We start from the raw sequence: 20,496 nt of genomic DNA, 5'->3' as shown, positions 1-20,496 counted from the left end.
AATAAAATTGATCCTATAAAACCGGCAAGGCTATCAAATTGTTAAAGCAACTCGTTAGCCAAGTTAGCCAGTTCGGATCTCTCACCTTTTTCAAGGGTTATATGGGCATACAGTTCATGATCCTTCACTCGGTCTATCAGATAAGAAAGGCCATTACTCTGCGAATCGAGGTAAGGGGTGTCTATCTGATAAATATCTCCGGTAAAAATAATCTTGGTGTTCTCACCAGCTCTGGTAATAATAGTTTTTACCTCATGTGGAGTAAGGTTTTGAGCCTCATCTACTATAAAGCAAATGTTAGATAAACTACGACCTCTGATATAAGCCAAAGGTGTTATCACCAGCTTTTCCTGATTTACCATTTCAGTAAGCTTGGAATATTCCTTATCTGACTCGTGATACTGATTCTGGATGAACTTTAGGTTATCCCAAAGTGGCTCCATGTACGGGTTGAGCTTAGACTTAATGTCACCAGGAAGGTATCCAATATCTTTATTACTTAAAGGTACGATTGGCCTGGCCAGATAGATTTGCTTAAAGCTTCTCTTTTGCTCCAACGCGGCGGCCAGTGCAATTAACGTTTTACCTGTACCCGCTACACCTTGCATGGTAACTAGCTTTATCTCAGGGTTTAATATGGCATGAATAGCAAAAGTCTGCTCTGCATTTCTTGGCTTTATGCCATATGCTGACCGCTTTTCTACATGTTCTATTCTATCAGTAATCGCATTGTAGTACGATAAAATAGACTTCTTACCACTCTTTAAAATGTAGTAGCTGTTTTTTAAAGGCTTTTCTTTGCCTAAAACGTCTTTAGGCTCGCATGATCCTTTTTCATAAAGCTCATTAATCTTATCTGGAGTCAGTTTGTCGTGAATTTTTTTTCCAGAATAAAGTGAGCTTACATTCTTCACTTTACCTGTATTATAATCCTCAGCAGGTAGACCTAATGACTTGGCTTTTAACCTGAGGTTAATGTCTTTACTTACCAGAATTACCTTTTTGTCTTTAGATTCTTGCTGAAGTTGCAGTGCAGCATTTAATATTCTGTGATCAGCCTTTTCCTCATCAAACACCTCATTTGCATCGACCTTGCTTTTTGCATGCATCAACACTTTAAACTTCCCTTTATTCCTTCCGTTCAGATTATTCCAGTCATGCAACATCTGCCCTTGGGCCAGTTTATCCAGTAGTCGGGTAAACTCTCTAGCCTCAAAGTTTTTGGTGTCGTTTCCTTTTTTAAACTGATCCAGCTCCTCTAAAACAGTAATAGGAATGCCTACATCATGCTCTTCAAAGTTCATGATGGAGTTGTGTTCGTAAATGATAACTGAGGTGTCAAGTACAAAAATCTTCTTTTCTTTCGTCTGTGCTTTCGCCATAAAGGGTAGGTCGTTTAAAAAGTGGATGTTAGGTAAATTTAATTAACTAGGTGAAAAACAGAAATAAACGAAGAAAAGATTTTAAGTAAATTTTGGCGAACCCAAAAAGAAGAGAATGAAGCTATTTAATTCATTATTTTTTCCATGATCACATAGTCTATTCCACCTTTGGTGAACTCGTTATCAGTGGTTTGCATACCAAATTTCTCATAAAACCCTGCCTTGTCCTTTCGGGCGTTGCACCAAATGCGTTTTACATTTTCCTCTTCAGCCTTATTGAAAAGGAAGTGTAAAAGTTTAGAGCCATAACCCTTGCCTTGCTCATCTAAGTCGGTGGCAAATTTCCTAAACTGACCTTCATCGCCCTCAATAAAAAGAGAAACAACAGATACCAATCGATCACCTAAAAACAAGCCATAATGACACCCTTCTTCATCATTATCCAGTTTTACATAGTCCAAAGGCTTGTCCGGCCACATCACGGTGTGTCTTAATGGCCAGGTTTGGTGGTGGGGGATAGGGTGAATTTCTAAAATGATCGTAAAACGTTAAGTGATTAATAAAGTGTTATCTTATAGTCTTTAGCAGATCCTCAAATATGTAAACCTTGTTTCTTCTGCCTTTTGTAATTTGCCTTAAAATGCTTTCCTCCTCAAATTTGTTTAATAAATTATAAATGGTCTGGTAGCTGTTAGTCTTTATTTGTAGCCTGATTGATTTAAAAGAAACAATTGGGTTTTCAAAGATTATATCTAACAAGTCTACTGCGTATTGAGAATTAAAATTGACCAACTTTTCTCTTGTTTTTTTATATAGTTCTAACATATCCTTTACCTTGGTTTGAGTGTCTTCAGCTTGTATTTTGATTGAGTTGAGAAAAAACCTGATCCAAGAAGTCCAATCTTCTTCAGTATCTACTAATCTTAAAAAGTTATAGTATTCTTGTTTATTGTTTTCAAAGTATTCACTTACATATAAAAGAGGGTATGATAATATGTTTTTTTCATAAAGAATTATAGGAATCAATAAACGACCTATTCTTCCATTACCGTCTAGAAAGGGATGAATCGCCTCAAATTGATAGTGAGCAATTGCTGTCTGAACTAATGGATCAGGTTCTTCTTGGCTATTAATATATTTTCCCAATTAGAAACCAATTCATTTAACTCGGATGAACTAGGTGGAATGTATATTGCATTTTCTATTGAGCCTCCTGGCTTTCCAATATAAACAGGTATTCTTCTGAAATTCCCTCTATCCTTACTTTCACCTCTAACTGAATTTAGTAGAATAGAATGAAGTTGTTTGATGAAGTTTTCTCCAATAGCTTTTTTAGGGAGTATTTCAGTGGCTTCTCTAATTGCCATTCTATAATTTATGATTTCTCTTACATCCTGTTCTCTGGAATTGTTTTCTGTGTTTCTTCCTTCCGCTTCGTACTTGAATACATCTTCTATCGTGGCTTGAGTTCCTTCAATTTTAGAACTGGCTACAGCTTCTTTGGTTAGTAGAGGAGTCGTCAATAAATCTGGATTAGGAATATTGGCTAAAAGACCTTTTAGTTCGCCTTGTGAACGGTTTGCATCTCCAATTTCTTTTATTAAACCAGAATAATCAATATGTGGAGGTAGCAGTTTTAATTTGTGTGGTTGTGAGCTCATTTTTATTCCAATGAAATAGATTATAAATCCTCATATTCTAATATAATTAATTTTAATGGAATATGGAATGTTGTATTCCAATTCATTGGAATATGGAATTAATGTCAACCCAACCCAACTCCCTTCAAAGTATAAAAATCCTCTTTCTCATGAGGGTGAATTTCCAGTACATTGGCCAGAACCATTAAGATTAATGTCCTGGAAGCTTGATAGTAGTTTCTACCTGAAATTTTTTTAAACTCATTTACGGTAATGGTTTCATTGTTTTCCAGGTAGGTCATGAGCAGCTTTTCCTTATCACCAAAGTTGAATTGGATGCTCTTGTTTTTACTTTGCCTGTCCAATATTTCCTTTACATGCTTGCTGGCTTTTATGCTTCTGTCTGCTACACGCACAAAAGCCTGACGCCCATGTAAAAGCTCATTGTTAACTACACAATGAGCCTTATTGTCACTAGCAGGCACCTCGTATACCACAACGGAGCTGTCTTCGGTGAGGTCTATAATATGTACAGTGTATTCAAAGGCTGGCTTACAATATTTTTCAATGGCTCTATCCAGCGCAAAGATCTCATCCTCAGGATATTTCACTCCTGCCAATGATCCATCATCATGTACACCAATAAAAAGATGGCCTCCCGCAGTATTGGCGAAGGCCACTAGTTCCTTCACCACCTTCTCAGGATGCCGCATCTTAGCCTTGAACTCAATCGTAGCATTTTCTCCATGCCGGATGAGCCTTTTTACGTCTGAGAGTTGCATCACTTATCATCTTTAAAATTTAAAAATGATCATTATCCTCATCTTCATCATCAGGACCTGGCATGGTAAACATACCGCTCAATAGATCTTTAAACTGTAAGCCTCTGGTAAGTTCATGTCTGCTGAGCATACTATACTCAGCCAGGCCATGTAGGGCAAACTCCATCAAAAACAGCTTGGTGGCGTAGTCCTCATTTTTATGATACTGATCTACCAGCTTCTCTAAGCCAGGTACATTTTTTAACGCTTGCTCATGTTCCTGATTGTTATAATCGTTTAGAATATCTATCTGGTGGCTATCTCCGAACCAGTCTGTGATGGTCTTATATGGGTTTTCTCCTTTTTGCTTTCTGAGCTTATCAGGATCTGGGAAATACGTTACAAATTGCGTTCTTATGGCTTTGCCTACCAGGTTTCTGGCTACAATACCTGCACCTTCCTGTTCTCCTTCATATACTAATTCCACTTTTCCCGTGATGGAAGGCACAGCACCATATAAATCAGATACTCGGATCTGTGTTTTTTCATCATTATATAATGCCCTTCTTTCCGCAGCACTCACCAGGTTTTCATAGGCAGAGATGGTTAAACGGGCTGAAACACCACTTTTACTATCTACATATTCGCTGTCACGGGCCTCAAAAGCAATTTGCTCTATCAGATCTTTACTGATTTCATTTACTGATACCAGTTCTTTCTGTTCTGATTTAATGTGAGCTTCCTGTTCAGTAATTTTTCTACCTATGGCAATATCTTTAGGATAGTGTGTAATGATCTGACTATCAATTCTATCCTTTAAAGGCGTAACAATACTCCCTCTGTTTGTATAATCTTCCGGGTTGGCTGTGAAAACAAACTGTATGTCCAATGGCATTCTTACCTTAAAACCTCTTATCTGAATGTCACCTTCCTGCAGAATATTAAAGAGAGCCACCTGAATACGAGCCTGTAAATCAGGTATTTCGTTGATAACAAATATACCTCTGTGTGATCTCGGAATTAACCCAAAGTGAATCACTCTTTCATCAGAATATGGAAGTTTCAATGTAGCTGCTTTAATAGGATCTACATCTCCAATTAAATCTGCAATAGAAACATCTGGAGTAGCTAGTTTTTCGCTGTAGCGATCATTTCTAGGTAACCAGCTAATGGGGGTGTCATCTCCTTTTTCGGCTACAGTATCTCTGCCAAATCTTGAGATAGGGTTAAAAGGATCATCATTCATCTCAGAGCCTTCTATAACCGGGATGTACTCATCTAAAAGCTGAACCATCATTCTGGCCATACGCGTTTTAGCCTGCCCTCTTAAACCTAATAAGTTGATGTCATGCATAGAAAGGATGGCTCTTTCCATATCTGGAATTACCGTGTCCTCATATCCCCAAATGCCCTCAAATACGTTTTCCTTTACTTTTATTTTTTGAATAAGATTATCTCTTAATTCCTGCTTTACTGATTTGCTTTTGTATCCCGCGGCCTTTAATTCGCCAAGGGTTTTTATATCTATCAATTCTCTTGATTGCATAAACTGTGTCTCTGTTAAAGTTTTTTCCTTCTGTTTTTCCTATAGTCCTCAAAAATCAGGTCTCCTAAACCCTGAAGACTACTGTAGTAAGCATTTCCATTATTTACCTTGGTAAACTCCCTCACAAACTCTTTGAGATAAGGGTCTGAGGCAATCATAAAAGTGGTAACAGGAATTTTTAGCTTTCTACATTGCTTGGCTATATTGAGCGTTTTAGTAAGGATTTTGCTGTCTATGCCGAAGCTGTTTTTGTAGTATTTTATCCCTTCTTTTAAGCAGGTAGGCTTTCCATCAGTAATCATGAAAATCTGCTTGTTAGGATTTCTCCTTCTTCTTAATAAATCCATGGCAAGTTCCAGCCCTGCCACCGTGTTTGTATGGTATGGACCTACCTGTAAATACGGAAGGTCTTTAATTTCTATTTGCCAGGCGTCATTACCAAAAACTATAATATCTAAAGTGTCCTTTTTATACTTTCGGGTGATGAGCTCAGCCAGTGCCATAGCTACTTTTTTTGCTGGCGTTATACGGTCTTCTCCATAAAGAATCATGGAGTGAGAGATGTCAATCATGAGGACTGTAGATGTCTGGGTCTTGTACTCATTTTCTAGGACTTCGAGATCATTCTCAGTCATCATGAAGTTATCTAAACCATGATTGATCTGGGCATTACGAAGTGAGTCAGTCATAGAAAGCTGCTCCAGCGTGTCACCAAACTGATAGTCTCTTCTATCTGTGCTTTGCTCGTCTCCTTGCCCGCCAAATGTGGTTTTGTGCTCACCACGACCAGATTTCTTAAGCTTACCAAATATTTCTTCCAAGGCATCTGAGCGGATCTTTTGTTCGCTCTTTGCTGTGATCTCAAAAGAACCGTCAGGCGTTTTATCGGTAAGGTAGCCCTTATCCTTCAGGTCTTCTATGAAATCACCCATGCCGTAATCATTGTTGGTGATATTATATTGCTTATCCAGGTTATTTAACCATGCCAACGCCTCTTCTACATCCCCACCGGTAATAGTAACAAGCTGTAGGAATATATCCATGAGCTTATCAAAGTCTGATTTGTTCTGATCAGGGGAGGGGATAAATTTTGTGAATCTTGTACCTAACATAACCAATGTGAAAATTAAACAGTAAAGACTAAGTTCAAAACGAATTCACTGGAAATTCTGTTCAGATGATTTTTGGATTATCCTCCTGCGAAAGAATAATAGTAGAAGTAGATTAACGCATGGCTTAGCAGGTAGTTACATGTTTGGTATTCTTTTTGTCTTTTACCAAATACGATTTAGTCAATTGAAAGAAACTTTAAACTAATGTATCTATGAAAAAGTCTTTACTAATCTTATTGGTAGCGGGGTTGTTTACTTCTGCATGTGCGTCATATTCTTGCCCTACGTATTCTAAAGCGCCTGCAAAGAAAGAGCAGAGAACTGAAAAGACTCAGCACATTTAACTAATGGATGTTTAATAGTTATATATAAATGAATAAAAAGAGGGAGCTTAACGGCTCCCTTTTTTTTGTCTTATTAGGTTCTAAAGTTTCCAATTTTGGGAAAAATTTCCTGTTATAAAACTAAATGGCACGGCGCTTTTTGAAGTATGGTTTAAGCACTAACCGATCAAGTAAAATAAGTGAACAAATTACCAAGGCAAACATGAGAGCATTCATGAACCCTCCTATATTTAAAGATGATGGTAATGCATCTAATTGTATCAGCTCTGTGAGTTGATTTGATGTGTAACTATTTGGTAATGATAGCTTTAATTGGCTGTTTGAGATGAAAAATGCACCTCCTAAAACTATCAATAGCATAGTGATTAGCAGGATAAATCCTCTTCTGGTCATGATAGCATCTGGTACAATGGCCGTTTTATTTATACTGGCCATAACCGATTCACTAAAATTTATGGGAGTAGCCATCAGGTGATCTTCAGATAAAGTAAAGCTCAGCGACTGGTGGAGTTTTGTTAACTCCTTGAGCCTATCCGCCCAGGGCTGCTGTTTACAGGCAGTTTCTACCACAAGCATTTCCTCATTACTCAAATGACCATCCAGGTAGTCTAATAAAACTTCGTCAGATAAATTTATGGGCTTGCTCATATCTATAAATTTAATGCTTCTTCTTTTAAAATATTCTTCATCTCATCCGCTAGTTTCTTGCGGCATCGGTGAAGTCTCACTTTCACTGTATTGGGACTCATGTCGGTAATTTCTCCGATTTCTTCCAGTGAAAAATCTTTGAGATAAAATAATGATATAATGGTCCGGTCCTTATCAGAAAGTCTGCTCAACGCCTTTTCTATGTATACTTTTTGATCCGTCTCTTCCAGCCTGTTCTGTTCATCGGCCTGGAGATAGTGTTCTGCCTTTTCCAGGTCTTCTTTAATCACCTTCCTTTTTCTCTTGGCTGTAATCGCTGTATTAAAAGTGATTCTATAAAGCCATGTAGAAAATTTGGAGTCATGGTTAAACCTACTCAGGTTTTGATAGGCCTTCACAAAACTATCATGGGCCACCTCTTCAGCATCTTCAGCACTTTCCAGAATCTTTAAAGCGATATTAAAAGCATACTTTTTATGCCTTTCTACCAGCATATTAAAAAGGTGATGCTCTCCTTTAACAATCCGCTTTACAAGTATATTATCGTTCTGATCGTGCACGTGGGTTGGACGCTGTTGGTCTTTTTCAAGTTACAGCAATCTTGCAGTTTTTTTAAATAAATAATTTTCTTAAAAAATATTAAATCTCTTGTAACCTAGACTTTTGATTTGCAGTCCAACGGGCAAATTAAAACTCAAAATAATATGCAAGAATTAGCTTTATTCATCCCTATTTTATCTGTAATAGGAATTGTGTTAGTGATCATTTATTTAAGAAGATACTCTAACATAGAGAGAATGGCCATGATAGAAAAAGGTATTAACCGTGGCGAATGGTGGGGCGGAGAAACCAACAGCAGCATAGCCCTGCGCCTGGCCTTATTCTTTATTGGCATAGGATGTGGCTTTCTGATGGGAGAGGTGCTACGCGAGCTTACCGGTTTTAGAGAACCCATATGCTACTTCTCCATGCTGTTCATTTTCGGCGGAGCAGGTTTATTTGCCTCTTATGTTATAGAGGAGAAAAAGAACAAAAAGAGACTTCAATAATTCAAGTAAAACAGCTGGTGAATTTCAGGGTCATCACCAGCTTGTTTTATTTTCTTGAAGCTCTTCAGAGTTACTCCATCCCCTTCAGAGTCACTCGCAGAGGACTCTGAGAGAGAGCCAAAGCCACTCCAACGTAGCTACCTTTCCTTTTGGATCACTCCGACCGTAGCTACCTTTTCTTTTATGTCACTCCGGCCGTAGCGCAGCGAAGAGCCGGAGTCTCTGCTGTTCATTCATTCCACATCTTTTGCTTTTAATAATAATTCTGTGAAATTTATAATTCAAAAAGACGTCTCGTAATTTCTGAGAACTACTTAGTATGTAAGAAATGGTTATCCCTCACAACAAACTCCTAATACTAGATCTTGATGAAACGTTAATTCATGCAACTAAAGAGCCTGTTTCTGAGCATTGGGATTTCGAAATTGAAGATTACAAAGTTTTTAAACGACCATTTTTAGGACGTTTCTTAACAGAGGTTAAAAATCACTTCAGAATTGCAGTATGGTCTTCTGCTTCTGATGCTTACGTAGATAAGGTTGTTCAACATATTTTTCTAAAAGATTATCCATTAGAATTTGTGTGGGGGCGAACAAAATGCACTCAACAGTTTAATTATCAGTCTATTGATGACCAAGGTTACTCTGATTATTACAATCATTTGAACTATGCTAAAATCCTTAAGAAAGTCAGGAAAAAGGGAATTGCGAAAATGGAAGAAATATTGATAGTGGATGATACTCCTGAAAAATCTAAGTACAATTATGGAAATGCAATTTACCCATCTGAGTTTACCGGAGACAATACTGATGATGAACTTTTCCACCTACTAAACTATTTGATTGAAATAAAGGATGAACCTAACTTTAGGCTGATCGAAAAAAGAAATTGGAGGGAAGGTAAACAGAGTAAATAGTCAATATTAACACATGAAAAATTTAACAATCCTACTCTTAATTATTTTAATACATACTTCTGTTGATGCCCAGAATGGTAGTAGATTTAATATTAACATAAGTGATTCTTCTGAAATTGTCTATTCCATCAAAGAGTTGACCCAAAGGCAATTTGAAGCCAGTATATCGGACTTGGTTCAAGAGAAGAGTCGTTATGATGTAGATAATTCTAATGATAAGTGGCTTAGTAAGTTGAGTAATGCTTCTATTTCGGACAGCTGCATAATTATTACTCACCGAGGGAATGATCTAAAGCTTTGTAACAGAAAAAATGAGTCTGATGAACGCAATAATGAACTGTTTAGGGTATTAGATTATAAATGTGAGAATGTGATAATCCAAAATGAAGGATATGAATGGTGGAGATACGTGGTGGTAAATAATGCTAACTACTTTATATTACCCAATGCACCATTATTTATAGACTGCAACCGCATTTATTCTTATGGTAATTATTATGCAGAAGGGCAATTTAAGTATTGGGATATGGCCAGTGGGAAAAGTATGGGCTTTGACACGTTTAATTATTCGTTAAAGTCTTGCTACAGAGATGGTGAAATGTTCTATATCGTATTTACATCTTCTGATAATAGTGAAAAGAAGTTTATCGAATTAACGATAGAATAAATATTGTAACCCCTCACAGCCACTAGCAGAGGACTCTGAGGAACTAACCCCGACCATAACTCACTGAAGAAGTAGAATCAAAGGTCATCTTCATAGTTTTTCGCTTTACGCCAAGTTTCCCGTTATCCTCACTATACCGTGGGTCATCTATAAATGGCTCTTTGGTCATTTCAGTTACTTCCAGGCTGTAGAATCCAAATTCTTCTACCACTTTGCCAGTAATAGCATAAATACCGCGCCCTCTAAATGGCCACTTTGCTGCCGACTGGGGAAAATGTACGGTATCTATAAAATGCCCCTCTACATCCAGGAATGTCCCGAAATTCATTCTGGCTTTTTTTGTGGTGCTAGTATTCTTAATCGCTACCAGATAGCCATAAATAGTAATGGTTTGATGAAGGTTGTTCGGAAAGTCTATGGTTCTGAAATGGTAATCCGGCCTGTTTCTAAGTAAGTCAAACGGATTGCAAAGAGGAAAACCTAGAAGCTCCATTTCATCAAAAGCATTTTCTAATGGATGGGGAACTGAAATGTTAGGTATGGTCAATCGTTTAATATCTACTTCAAATAGCTTGGGCATATTTGAAGCCTTTTTTGTATTGGCTAAAAGGAAGTGAGCTTCCCATAGTAGTTCTTTTTTGTTTTTTCCTGTAAACTGAAATACCCCAGCTTTTATAAGGAGGGAAGCCTGATCCAATGAAACAGGCACTTTCTTCACAAAATCAGTTAAAGAAAGATAATCACCATACTTGCCTCTGGCTATTAACAGCTGCTCTATAGTTCTGTGATCCAGGTCTTTAATGAACCCAAGTCCCAGATATATTCTATTGCCATATATTTTTGTGAGGGCATCGCTCATATTAGCGCAGGGAGGAAATATTTTGGCTCCATGCATGCGCGCTTCATGTACATAGAGCTCAGTTCTGTAAAATCCGCCGAAGTTATTGATGGTGGCCACCATATATTCCATTGGATAATAGGCTTTTAAAAACAAGCTTTGGTAGCTTTCTACGGCATAAGAGGCCGAGTGTCCTTTAGAGAAGGCGTAGCCGGCAAAGCTTTCTATTTGCCTCCATATTTCAGCGCTTTCTGCATGAGAGTAGCCTTTGGCTTTGCAGTTAGTGAAGTATTTATCCTGTGCTTTTTGAAACTCATCTCTTGAGCGGAACTTGCCAGACATGCCTCGGCGCAGTACATCAGCTTCTGCTAAAGTAAGACCTGCATAATAATGCGCCACTTTAATCACATCTTCCTGATATACCATTACTCCAAAGGTCTCCGGCATAATATTCATAAGTATAGGATGTGCCTCTTTTCTTCTTTCCGGATGCCTAAACCTAAGGATATACTCACGCATCATCCCTGATTTGGCTACTCCAGGTCGAATAATAGAGCTGGCAGCTACCAGGCCAAGATAATCATCAGCTTCTAGTTTTTTCAAAAGCATGCGCATAGCAGGTGACTCCACATAAAAACAGCCAATAGCTTTACCTTGCTTCAGTAGTGATTTTACCAGTCCATCTTTCTTGAATCTGTCCAGGTCATGGATGTCAATAGCTGGATCCTGAGGCTTATTTTCTTTTACTATGGCCAGCGTATCTTTTATTTTCCCTAAGCCTCTCTGACTTAATATGTCAAACTTATAGAGTCCCACATCTTCGGCGATCACCATATCAAAATGAGTGGTAGGATAGCCTTTTGGCGGCAGGTCAGTGGCTGAAAAATAATGGATATGCTTTTGAGATATAAGTATACCACCAGCATGAATGCTTAAATGACTAGGGAAACCCTGAATAAGATGACCATATTTTAATACTAAATGAGAATAATAGTCTTGCCTGGGTTGACCTTCGGCAATTTTCTCAATTTCATGGGCCGGTAAACCAAATACTTTCCCCAGCTCCCTGATCACTGCCCTTAGTTGAAAAGTGCTGTATGTAGCCAGTAGTGCCACATTCTTAAACCGCTTGAAAATGTAGGAAGTAATATCTTCACGGTCAGTCCATGAGAAGTCAATATCAAAATCAGGCGGATTTTTCCTGTAAAGATTGATGAACCTTTCAAAATACAGATCCAAATCTATGGGGTCTACATCAGTAATTCTGAGAAGGTAAGCGATTATACTGTTGGCACCACTGCCGCGACCTACATAAAAGTACCCCTTTCTTCTGGCGTAAGTTACTATGTCCCAGTTAATCAAAAAATAGGCAATAAATTGCTTCTCTCTAATGACCTGAAGTTCTGTTTTAAGCCTTTTTTTGATAGCATCGTTGATCTCTTTATATCTATAGCTCAACCCTTTATAACATAGCTTACATAGCTTTTTATAATCTTCATATTCTGAGTGAGTATAGTTTTTCTGGTTCTTGTGATCTTGCTCGTCGCCAAATTCAAAGTAAATACTACACTGACTAATCAGTTTTAGGGTGTTGCTAAAGATTTCAGGATGAGGCGAATAGGTCTCAATGAGCTGATCTTTTGAAAGCATCTGGTGGTTTGGATCGCCTTCCTCTGATTTGGGTAGCTTGCTAAGCAGGGTGTTATTGTAAATGGCCCGTAACAGCCTGTGGGCATTGAAGTCTTTTTTATTTCTAAACGTGGCAGTTTGTAAAATAACCAGCTTGTCTTTCAGGGCTGGATAATATGATGAAAACCTAAGCCTGTTTATATATTGAGGAGTGACGCCCAGGTATTCGTTTTTTCGAAGACGCTGTCCTTTATATTCTGAAAAAGGGTAAATAACAAAAGCATGTTGAAATACTGGAGCCTTTTCTGGAATACTTTCACCAGAATGTAAAAATTGAGAAAGGTAGCGATTCAGCTCATAGTAGCCCTGGTTGTTCTTCGCAATGCCGATAAATAGCTGCTCTACACCATTCCTGAAATCAATTCCCAATACTGGCTTAATATTATATTTCGGCGCCAGACGCACAAAATTAAGGCAAGCCGCCGTAGAGTTAATATCAGTAAGTACCACCGCATCCATACCCTTACTACCAGCGTCCTCCAGCAACTCCTCACACGACATAGTGCCGTATTTAAAACTGTAATATGTATGGTTGTTTAGCAAAATAGTAGATAGTCTAGAGTAGTGAGTAAATAGTCTAGAGTATTGAGATAATAACCAATAACCCAATAACCAATAACCAATAACCAATAACCAATAACCAATAACCAATAACCAATAACCAATAACCAATAACCAATAACCCAATAACCACCAACCATCAACCATCAACCATCAACCATCAACCATCAACCATCAACCATCAAGCTCTCCTATTAGCCAACAAAGGCGGAGCATCTCCTTTAAATGGATTGAATCTGCTAATGGTTTTGGCTTCTATACCGGCTGCTCGTATTACAGTTCGGTCACCGTGTTTATCTCTGATCTTGTCCATAGCCTGGTACAGGCTGATCATTTCCAGGGAATCTTCAAAAAGGTTGATTTGGTAATTTCCATTGACCAAGTGGCTGAATTTCACACCTATAAGTCTCACTAATAGGCGCTTATCATACACTCTGTCAAAGAGCTCTAACACTTTGGGTATGAGCACATGATCGGCAGAGCTGTAAGAAATTCTTGACTGTAAAGTATAGGTGTTAAAATCTGAATATCTGATTTTAACAGATACACAGGCAGTAAGCTTTTGACCTCTTCGTAGCTGAAAAGCCAGGTTTTCGGCCATAGCCAGAATAATGGCTTTGAGCTTTACAATATCGATCGTGTCTCTATCAAAAGTGCGCTCGGTAGATATAGATTTTCTTTCAGAGTAAGGAATCACCGGAGAAGGATCTATGCCATTGGCCTTTTTCCACATGGTTGCACCATTTTTGCCGAAGGCCTTTTCCATCAGTTCAATAGGGGTTTCCTGGATAGTCTGTATATGTTTTATACCCAGATTGCATAAAGCGATATAGGTTTTATCGCCAATCATGGGGATTTTCTTTACAGAAAGTGGGGCTAAAAAGCTTTTCTCCAGGCCATAATCTATCTTTAACTGATTGTTTGGCTTGGCTTCTCCTGTGGCTATTTTTGAAACGGTTTTGTTTTCTGATAAGCCAAATGAAATGGGTAAACCCGTTTCTTTAATGATTTTGGTGCGCAGTTCGCTGGCTACTTTATAGTTACCAAAAAACCTGTCCATACCGGACATATCTACATAAAACTCATCGATAGATGTTTTCTCGAAGAGAGGAACTTCTTCTCTTATAATTTCCGTAACGTCGTTAGACTTAGAGCTATAGGTGCCTGAGTTTCCTTTGATGATAATGGCCTCGGGACATAACTCGCGGGCTAGTTTCATGGGCATGGCAGAATGAATGCCAAACTGCCGTGCCTCATAACTACAAGATGCAACCACTCCACGATCTGTTACTCCACCTATCAGTATGGGTTTGTTATTGAGCCTGCTATCTAGGAGTCGCTCGCAAGACACAAAAAAGGTGTCTAAATCCAGGTGTAATATTGATCGTGAAACCATAATACAATATTACTAATTATTTTAGTAATTACTAAATATAGTGACTCGTAGATTTAGAAAAATTTTTCCACCATCAAATATGTGATTAGGGTTAGAAATATGATGGCCAGCAAGTTAAGTAGTAATCCGGCCTTCATCATTTCTTTCATTTTTATATGGCCGCTGGCAAAAACTATGGCATTAGGCGGGGTAGATATAGGCATCATAAAGGCGCAGCTGGAAGCTAAAGTAGATGGAATTACTAATAGCAACGGATCGATGCCAAGCCCCTGAGCCATGCCTATGGCTACAGGAATGAAAATAGTGACCAGGGCTACATTGCTCATAATTTCTGTGAGGAAAAGTACCATGGTAGTGATAATGCCTATCAGCATAAGTACACTGATGCCTTTGTAATCTGCTACATAAGCTCCAATGGCTTGTATTATACCTACTTGCTCCAGGCTTCTGGCCAAGCACATGCCGCCGCCAAACAGGATAAGGATACCCCATGGTAGCTTTTTGGTATCTTCCCATTTTAATAGGAAAGTGACCTTTGTAATACTTACGGGGGTGATGAACATGAGTATTCCACCGGTCATGGCGGTAGTGGTATCAGAAAGTAAGTCTTTGCCAATAAGAGCGTTGATTTGACTTTTGAAAATCCAGCACACAGCTGTGAGTGTGAAAATGGCCAGGACCAGTTTTTCTTGTTTGGAAATGGAGCCAATTTCTTTAAGCTTATTATAAATGAGAACTTCCGAGCCTTCTATCTTTTTGAGGTTGTTTGGATATAATACTCTGGTAATGAGCAGGTATGTAATAAAAAGAAGAAATATCCCTGTGGGAGCACCAATGATTAACCATCTGCTAAAAAGCATTTCATAGTTAAGCATTTCATTTAAATAGCCTGTCATTACCACGTTAGGTGGGGTGCCTATCAGGGTGATAGTGCCGCCTATGTTAGCAGAGTAGGCAATGATAAGCATGAGCCCCAGGGCAAAGCGTTTCTGTGACTTCTTCAGTTCGTGACTGCCTTCGCTGAGTAAGCTTACTACAGAGGAAGCTACCGGAAGCATCATTACGGCGGTGGCCGTGTTGCTAATCCACATGCTGAGTAATGCTGTTGCTAGCATAAAACCCAGGATAATTCCATTGCCGCTAGTGCCTGTTACCTTGATCAGGTTAAGGGCTATTCGCAAGTGAAGGTTGTGTTTTTCCAGCCCCAGGGCAATCATAAAACCGCCCATGAAAAGAAATATGATTGGGCTTGCATAAGGCGTGGTGGCTTCACTTACCTTGAAAATTTCCAGCATAGGAAGCAGTACCATAGGTAGCAGCGCAGTAACGGCTATGGGCGCGGCTTCAGTTATCCACCATACCACCATCCATACTGCTACGGCCAGTACTTTCCATATATCAGGTGAGAGGTAAGAAGAGTGTTGAAGTTGTAGAGTGATTAAAAATAGGAGAGGTCCCAGGGCAAGGAACAGCAGACGTAGTTTTTTCATGTGTATTAGATGGTTTTTTCAATCGCCACATGGAATTCACAATAAACTTATTTATCCCAATAATAATTTGGGAGGCCAAAGTCATGCTCATTTCACAGTATTAAAATATGTAATCTAATACTAATTAAGAAAACTACGTCGGTTAAAATGTTATTAAGCCTTAGAGTATAGTAGCTCTTTAGCGCTTTCAAAGGCAATTTCTGAAGGTTTATCTCCACCTATCATTTTAGCAATGGCTTCTACACGTTCGCTTTCTTCCAGGGCCTTAATCTTACTGATGGCTTTGTCAGAGCTGCTGTCTTTGTAAACGAAGTAGTGCTTATTGCCTTTGGCTGCTACCTGAGGTAAATGACTGATGGTGATCACCTGGTGGTTTTCTGCCATCTTCTTCATCATGTTACCAAGCTTCAGAGCTATTTCGCCAGAAACTCCCGTGTCTATTTCATCAAATATGATAGTAGGCATAGAAATTTTGTCTGCCAGGATGTATTTTACACAGAACATAAGTCTGGAAAATTCACCACCTGAGGCGGATTTAGATAGCTCTTGGGGTGCTATTCCTTTGTTAGCACTGAATAATATGTTGATCTGGTCAATGCCATGATCTGATAAGGCAATGGTTTCATTAGTAATGCTAATGCTAGCATCTGGAATACCTACTTGCGCTAACAGCTGCATCAGCTCTTTCTCCAGATTATTGAATACCTTTTGTCGTTTGCTGCTCAGAGATTCCGCCTCTTTTTGAGCGGCTTCTTTTAAGGTATTTACCTGATCTTCAGCTTCCTGTATTTCTTCATCCAGGTTATTGAAACGATCAGCTTTGCTTTCTAAATCAGCTTGTATTTTAAGTAGTTCATCCACATTATCTACCTGATGTTTCTGCTGTAGTTGGTAGATAAGGCTGAGCCTTTCCTGAGTAAGTTGGGTTTGCTCCGGATCAAACTCTACGGCACCTTCTTCTTTTTCCAGTTCGCCAATAATATCCTGTAGTTCTATGAACGTGCTTTCTAACCTTTCGGATAGTGCATCATAGTTTTTGGAGTATTTCTTTAGCTGGCCAATGAGTACTTTAGCTTGTTGCAAATTACTGATGGCTGCAAATTCACTGTCAGATAAGGCTGAGATAGATTCATTCAGCTTGGTCTTTATCTCTTCGGCATGCTCCATCACCTCCATAGAGGCCTCAAGCTCTTCTTGTTCACCAGCTTTAAGCTTTGCTTTTACTAGTTCTTCTAATAAGAAGTTATTGAAATCAGCCTCTTTGCCTACTTCAGCATTTTCCTTTTTCAGGGCATCCAGCTTTTTCAAAGCATTTTTATAGGCTGAAAATTTACTCCTATAAGTTTGTCTTAGGGTGGTAGTGCCGGCATAAGCATCTACAAAGGCAAGCTGATAATTATGCTGGCCCAGGTGTAGTGTTTCATGCTGCGAATGTACATCCATCAGCCGCGATGCTATTTTTTTTATCACATCCAGCGTAACGGGAGTATCATTTATAAAAGCTCTTGATTTGCCAGAAGGACTTATCTCTCTTCTGAAGACAGAGGTAGACTCATAATCAAGGTCTTCTTCATCAAAAACTTTTTCCAGCTGATATCCGCTCACATCAAACTGGCCTTCTATTACGCACTTGCTGTTTTCATCTAATAAAGATTTAGTGTCGGCCCGCTTTCCGAGTAATAGGCCCACGGCGCCCAGCATAATGGACTTTCCTGCACCTGTTTCACCAGTGATGATGTTCAGGTTTTTAGAAGGGCTAATCTCCAGATGTTGGATAAGAGCGTAATTCTTAATTAATAGATGTTTTAGCATTAAGCTTTAATGTCTAATATTATTTCTGATATCTCTGCAATGTCAACTTTTTGTTTTTTGAATCGCATGTTTTCTACTTCCAGCGTACCGTTATTATGCTGTAGTAGTTTCACAAAGATGACACTTCTATTGTTTAGTACAATATTAGCTTTTTTACCAGAAATTTCCGGCCATTTGTTAGAGATGACGTCCGGAGTAAGGCGGATTTGTCGCTTAGCCATTTATTTGATGATTTTTTCGTATGATGTGCTTTGCGACGGATCTATTTTGGTGAGAATGTCATAGGCTTGCCTACGCACCTGTATGTTCCCTTCAGAAAACATGTTTACTAACTCATCTCCCTTAGCATCTAAAAAGCTGATGATGAGTATAGAATTGGGGTAGTTAGTACGGGTTTTTTCTAATGTTTTTAATACTTCGCTTATTTCTTTGCGGCTATTTTCTTTGTCCTGATCGAATGTGTCAAGGGCTAGTCTGTGGTATTTGTAGGTGCCTTCTCTTACCGGAGCCAGCTGAGGATTGTTTAGATTTTCTATTAGGAAATAGCGATTTCTATTGCTACCAAGAGAGTTCCATCCTGGTCGGTTAGACTGCTGTGCATTTGTGGCAATCTCTAAGGCCTTTTGAAAATATAAGTTTCCACCCATCGGGCTGAAAGTGTCATAATCCATGCCTATAATTATATTAGCATAAAAAGCCAGGAGAGAGGTAAGGTTAGAGGTGAAGGTGTTTTCGTTAAACTGTAAAGGCTGTGATTCTACATATTCGAAAGTCCAGTCTCTATCAGCAAAGTTTAATACTATGGTTTCATAGTTTGAATTATATACCGGTCTGGCAGACTGAACCTGTACCGTAGCCTGGTAGCTGCCTATGCTGGTAGGATTTTGTAAGGTAATTATGATATTGCATTTTATCCTTTCAAAGGACTCATAGGTGTCATTAGTCCACTTTCTTGAGTTTAAGAACTGAGAGAAGGCATTCTCCATATCAGTAAACACCCTTTTATCTGAAGACTGTACCTGATCTGAGTTTACAGTTACTTTGCAGTTTAGCTCCTGGCTAAAAGCTGCAGTAGTAATGAAAATAAGGATTATGGTGATTATTTTATACATTCAATAATGGTATTGACTATATCCTGGGCTACGCTTTTCTTATCTTTTAACTCGAAATCCGTCACTTTATTTTGTCTATCTATGATAGATATTTTATTTGTGTCATGACCAAAGCCGGCACCTTTATCTTGTAAAGAGTTAAGCACTATCAGGTCAAAATTCTTTCGAGTAAGCTTTTCTTGTGCGTTAGAAAGTTCGTTTTGTGTTTCTAGCGCAAAGCCTACCGTAAACTGACCATTTTTTTTCAATTTTCCCAGAGCTTGAGCGATATCATGAGTTTTTACCAGCTCAATGGAAAGGTTGTCAGATGATTTTTTTATTTTCTGATCGGCCTGCTGTGCCGGGCGGTAGTCTGCTACGGCTGCGGCAAGCACGGTAATGTCAGTCTCTGAATAAACCTTTGTGCAGGCATCATGCATTTCTTCAGCTGACTTTACTGGTACTAGATGGATGTCTGGGTGCGGTATTGGCTGGTTAGTTGGTCCACTTACCAGGGTAACTTCCGCTCCGGCCTGCTGAAGTTTTTCAGCTATGGCATAACCCATTTTGCCGCTAGAATGATTGCCTATAAAACGTACAGGGTCTATGGCTTCATAAGTAGGGCCTGCTGTTACTAATGCTCTTTTACCTGCTAATGGCTTATCCTTACTGAAGAAGTTCGCTAAAACTTCTACTATATTTTCTGGTTCTTCCATGCGGCCGGTACCTACTAGTCCGCTGGCTAGTTCACCATGCTGAGCCTCTATCACTTCATGTCCAAATGTTTTCAGCCGGCTCAGGTTTTCCTGAACAGCAGGATGCTTGTACATATCCAGGTCCATAGCAGGAGCTAAGAATACAGGGCATTTGGCAGATAAATAGGTGGCTAGCAATAGATTATCGCAGTGGCCTTTAGCCATTTTGGCGATGGTGTTGGCGCTGGCAGGGGCTATGATCATGGCATCAGCCCATAGGCCCAGATCTACATGATTATTCCATTCGCCGGCGTCATTTTTAGAGAATTTACTCAGTACCGGATTCTTGGAAAGGGTAGATAAAGTAAGGGGTGTTATAAACTCAGAAGCAGAGGTAGTCATTACGATCTTTACCTCTGCTCCTGATTTTACTAAAAGCCTTGTTAAAGTGGCTGCTTTGTAAGCGGCTATGCTTCCGGATATTCCGATAATGATTTTCTTATCCTGGAGCATAGAAAATGCTTATAGGTTTATGCCACCTGTTTCTTCTTCTCTTCTACGGAATGTAACAGTACCTTCGGCGAATTCCTCGATAGCTACGTTAGTAGACTTAGGCATTCTTTCGTAGAATTTAGAGATTTCAATTTGCTCTCTGTTTTCAAAAATCTCCTCAAGATTATCTACAGTAGATGCAAATTCAGCTAACTTATTGTTTAGCTCTTCTTTTACATTCACAGCAATTTGTCTTGCTCTTTTTGAAATGATTGCTACACTTTCGTATACGTTGCCAGTTACTTCGGCAAGTTTATCCATATCTCTGGTAACAATTGATGCTTGAATAGCCATAACTTATTTCTAT

The 20,496-nt window shown here is 38.9% G+C and carries 21 protein-coding genes; 4 read left to right on the top strand and 17 right to left on the bottom strand.

Translation table 11 applies throughout. The features are described from left to right. Positions 1–41 precede the first annotated feature (41 nt). The 7 genes from LVD16_RS26825 to LVD16_RS26795 form a co-directional block, all read right to left on the bottom strand. Positions 42–1,382: a PhoH family protein gene (locus LVD16_RS26825; RefSeq protein ID WP_233771375.1), complete on the bottom strand. Its 1,341-nt coding sequence runs from the start codon at positions 1,380–1,382 to the stop codon at positions 42–44. 125 nt (positions 1,383–1,507) lie between these two features. Next, the gene (locus LVD16_RS26820; RefSeq protein WP_233771374.1) at positions 1,508–1,861 is read right to left on the bottom strand and encodes a GNAT family N-acetyltransferase; all 354 of its coding nucleotides are present in this window, start codon (positions 1,859–1,861) and stop codon (positions 1,508–1,510) included. An 88-nt stretch (positions 1,862–1,949) separates the two neighbouring features. Beyond that, positions 1,950–2,528, bottom strand: coding sequence for a Fic family protein (locus LVD16_RS26815; protein ID WP_233771373.1), 579 nt, complete (start codon positions 2,526–2,528; stop codon positions 1,950–1,952). Further along, positions 2,486–3,043 carry a Fic family protein gene (locus tag LVD16_RS26810; RefSeq protein ID WP_233771372.1) on the bottom strand — a complete coding sequence of 186 codons (558 nt, stop codon included), beginning with the start codon at positions 3,041–3,043 and terminating at the stop codon, positions 2,486–2,488. Before LVD16_RS26810 ends, LVD16_RS26815 begins: the two co-directional genes overlap by 43 nt. Before the next feature lie 104 nt (positions 3,044–3,147). Next, positions 3,148–3,804, bottom strand: coding sequence for an AlbA family DNA-binding domain-containing protein (locus tag LVD16_RS26805; protein ID WP_233771371.1), 657 nt, complete (start codon positions 3,802–3,804; stop codon positions 3,148–3,150). A gap of 19 nt (positions 3,805–3,823) precedes the next feature. Then, a complete protein-coding gene (locus LVD16_RS26800; protein ID WP_233771370.1) occupies positions 3,824–5,329 on the bottom strand; it encodes a sigma 54-interacting transcriptional regulator in 1,506 nt (501 codons plus the stop codon). A 14-nt stretch (positions 5,330–5,343) separates the two neighbouring features. Then, complete coding sequence (locus LVD16_RS26795; RefSeq protein ID WP_233771369.1) at positions 5,344–6,441, bottom strand: vWA domain-containing protein; 1,098 nt, start codon at positions 6,439–6,441, stop codon at positions 5,344–5,346. A 212-nt stretch (positions 6,442–6,653) separates the two neighbouring features. Between LVD16_RS26795 and LVD16_RS27800 the strand changes: the two genes are divergently transcribed. Continuing rightward, positions 6,654–6,785, top strand: coding sequence for a hypothetical protein (locus LVD16_RS27800; RefSeq protein WP_255697751.1), 132 nt, complete (start codon positions 6,654–6,656; stop codon positions 6,783–6,785). A 120-nt stretch (positions 6,786–6,905) separates the two neighbouring features. On the opposite strand, the gene LVD16_RS26790 is transcribed toward LVD16_RS27800, so the two are convergent. Together LVD16_RS26790 and LVD16_RS26785 are read right to left on the bottom strand one after the other, a co-directional pair. Further along, a complete protein-coding gene (locus LVD16_RS26790; protein ID WP_233771368.1) occupies positions 6,906–7,433 on the bottom strand; it encodes a hypothetical protein in 528 nt (175 codons plus the stop codon). A 2-nt stretch (positions 7,434–7,435) separates the two neighbouring features. Then, positions 7,436–7,993, bottom strand: a complete 558-nt coding sequence (locus LVD16_RS26785) for an RNA polymerase sigma factor (RefSeq protein ID WP_233771367.1) — start codon at positions 7,991–7,993, stop codon at positions 7,436–7,438. Positions 7,994–8,137: 144 nt separating this feature from the next. On the opposite strand from LVD16_RS26785, the gene LVD16_RS26780 reads away from it, so the two are divergent. From LVD16_RS26780 to LVD16_RS26770, 3 genes are all read left to right on the top strand, one after another. After that, complete coding sequence (locus LVD16_RS26780; RefSeq protein WP_233771366.1) at positions 8,138–8,482, top strand: DUF6249 domain-containing protein; 345 nt, start codon at positions 8,138–8,140, stop codon at positions 8,480–8,482. Between the two features lie 328 nt (positions 8,483–8,810). Further along, a complete protein-coding gene (locus tag LVD16_RS26775; protein ID WP_233771365.1) occupies positions 8,811–9,398 on the top strand; it encodes an HAD family hydrolase in 588 nt (195 codons plus the stop codon). A 13-nt stretch (positions 9,399–9,411) separates the two neighbouring features. Then, entirely contained in the window at positions 9,412–10,065 is a 654-nt protein-coding gene (locus LVD16_RS26770; RefSeq protein ID WP_233771364.1) for a hypothetical protein, read from the top strand. A 43-nt stretch (positions 10,066–10,108) separates the two neighbouring features. Here the strand turns inward: LVD16_RS26770 and LVD16_RS26765 are convergent, their stop codons facing one another. The 8 genes from LVD16_RS26765 to LVD16_RS26730 all read right to left on the bottom strand — a co-directional run bounded on the left by LVD16_RS26765 (position 10,109) and on the right by LVD16_RS26730 (position 20,483). Then, positions 10,109–13,135, bottom strand: a complete 3,027-nt coding sequence (locus LVD16_RS26765; RefSeq protein WP_306309372.1) for a DNA polymerase III subunit alpha — start codon at positions 13,133–13,135, stop codon at positions 10,109–10,111. Positions 13,136–13,334: 199 nt separating this feature from the next. Beyond that, positions 13,335–14,549: a DNA polymerase IV gene (gene dinB, locus LVD16_RS26760; protein ID WP_233771362.1), complete on the bottom strand. Its 1,215-nt coding sequence runs from the start codon at positions 14,547–14,549 to the stop codon at positions 13,335–13,337. Positions 14,550–14,602: 53 nt separating this feature from the next. After that, positions 14,603–16,039 (bottom strand): SLC13 family permease, encoded by a 1,437-nt coding sequence (locus LVD16_RS26755; RefSeq protein ID WP_233771361.1) that lies wholly within the window; start codon positions 16,037–16,039, stop codon positions 14,603–14,605. A gap of 153 nt (positions 16,040–16,192) precedes the next feature. Further along, complete coding sequence (gene recN / locus LVD16_RS26750) at positions 16,193–17,851, bottom strand: DNA repair protein RecN (RefSeq protein WP_233771360.1); 1,659 nt, start codon at positions 17,849–17,851, stop codon at positions 16,193–16,195. Continuing rightward, positions 17,851–18,072: a hypothetical protein gene (locus LVD16_RS26745; protein ID WP_233771359.1), complete on the bottom strand. Its 222-nt coding sequence runs from the start codon at positions 18,070–18,072 to the stop codon at positions 17,851–17,853. Before LVD16_RS26745 ends, recN begins: the two co-directional genes overlap by 1 nt. Continuing rightward, complete coding sequence (gene porD, locus LVD16_RS26740; RefSeq protein WP_233771358.1) at positions 18,073–18,963, bottom strand: type IX secretion system protein PorD; 891 nt, start codon at positions 18,961–18,963, stop codon at positions 18,073–18,075. Beyond that, on the bottom strand, positions 18,951–20,150 hold the full coding sequence (coaBC, locus tag LVD16_RS26735) for a bifunctional phosphopantothenoylcysteine decarboxylase/phosphopantothenate--cysteine ligase CoaBC (protein ID WP_233771357.1): 1,200 nt from the start codon (positions 20,148–20,150) through the stop codon (positions 18,951–18,953). Before coaBC ends, porD begins: the two co-directional genes overlap by 13 nt. A gap of 9 nt (positions 20,151–20,159) precedes the next feature. Beyond that, positions 20,160–20,483 (bottom strand): DNA-directed RNA polymerase subunit omega, encoded by a 324-nt coding sequence (locus LVD16_RS26730; protein WP_233771356.1) that lies wholly within the window; start codon positions 20,481–20,483, stop codon positions 20,160–20,162. Between the last annotated feature and the right edge of the window lie 13 nt (positions 20,484–20,496).

This window comes from Fulvivirga ligni (assembly GCF_021389935.1).
Lineage (GTDB): Bacteria > Bacteroidota > Bacteroidia > Cytophagales > Cyclobacteriaceae > Fulvivirga > Fulvivirga ligni.
Note: the sequence above shows the minus strand (reverse complement) of the source record. Positions and strands in the feature narration are given on the sequence as shown.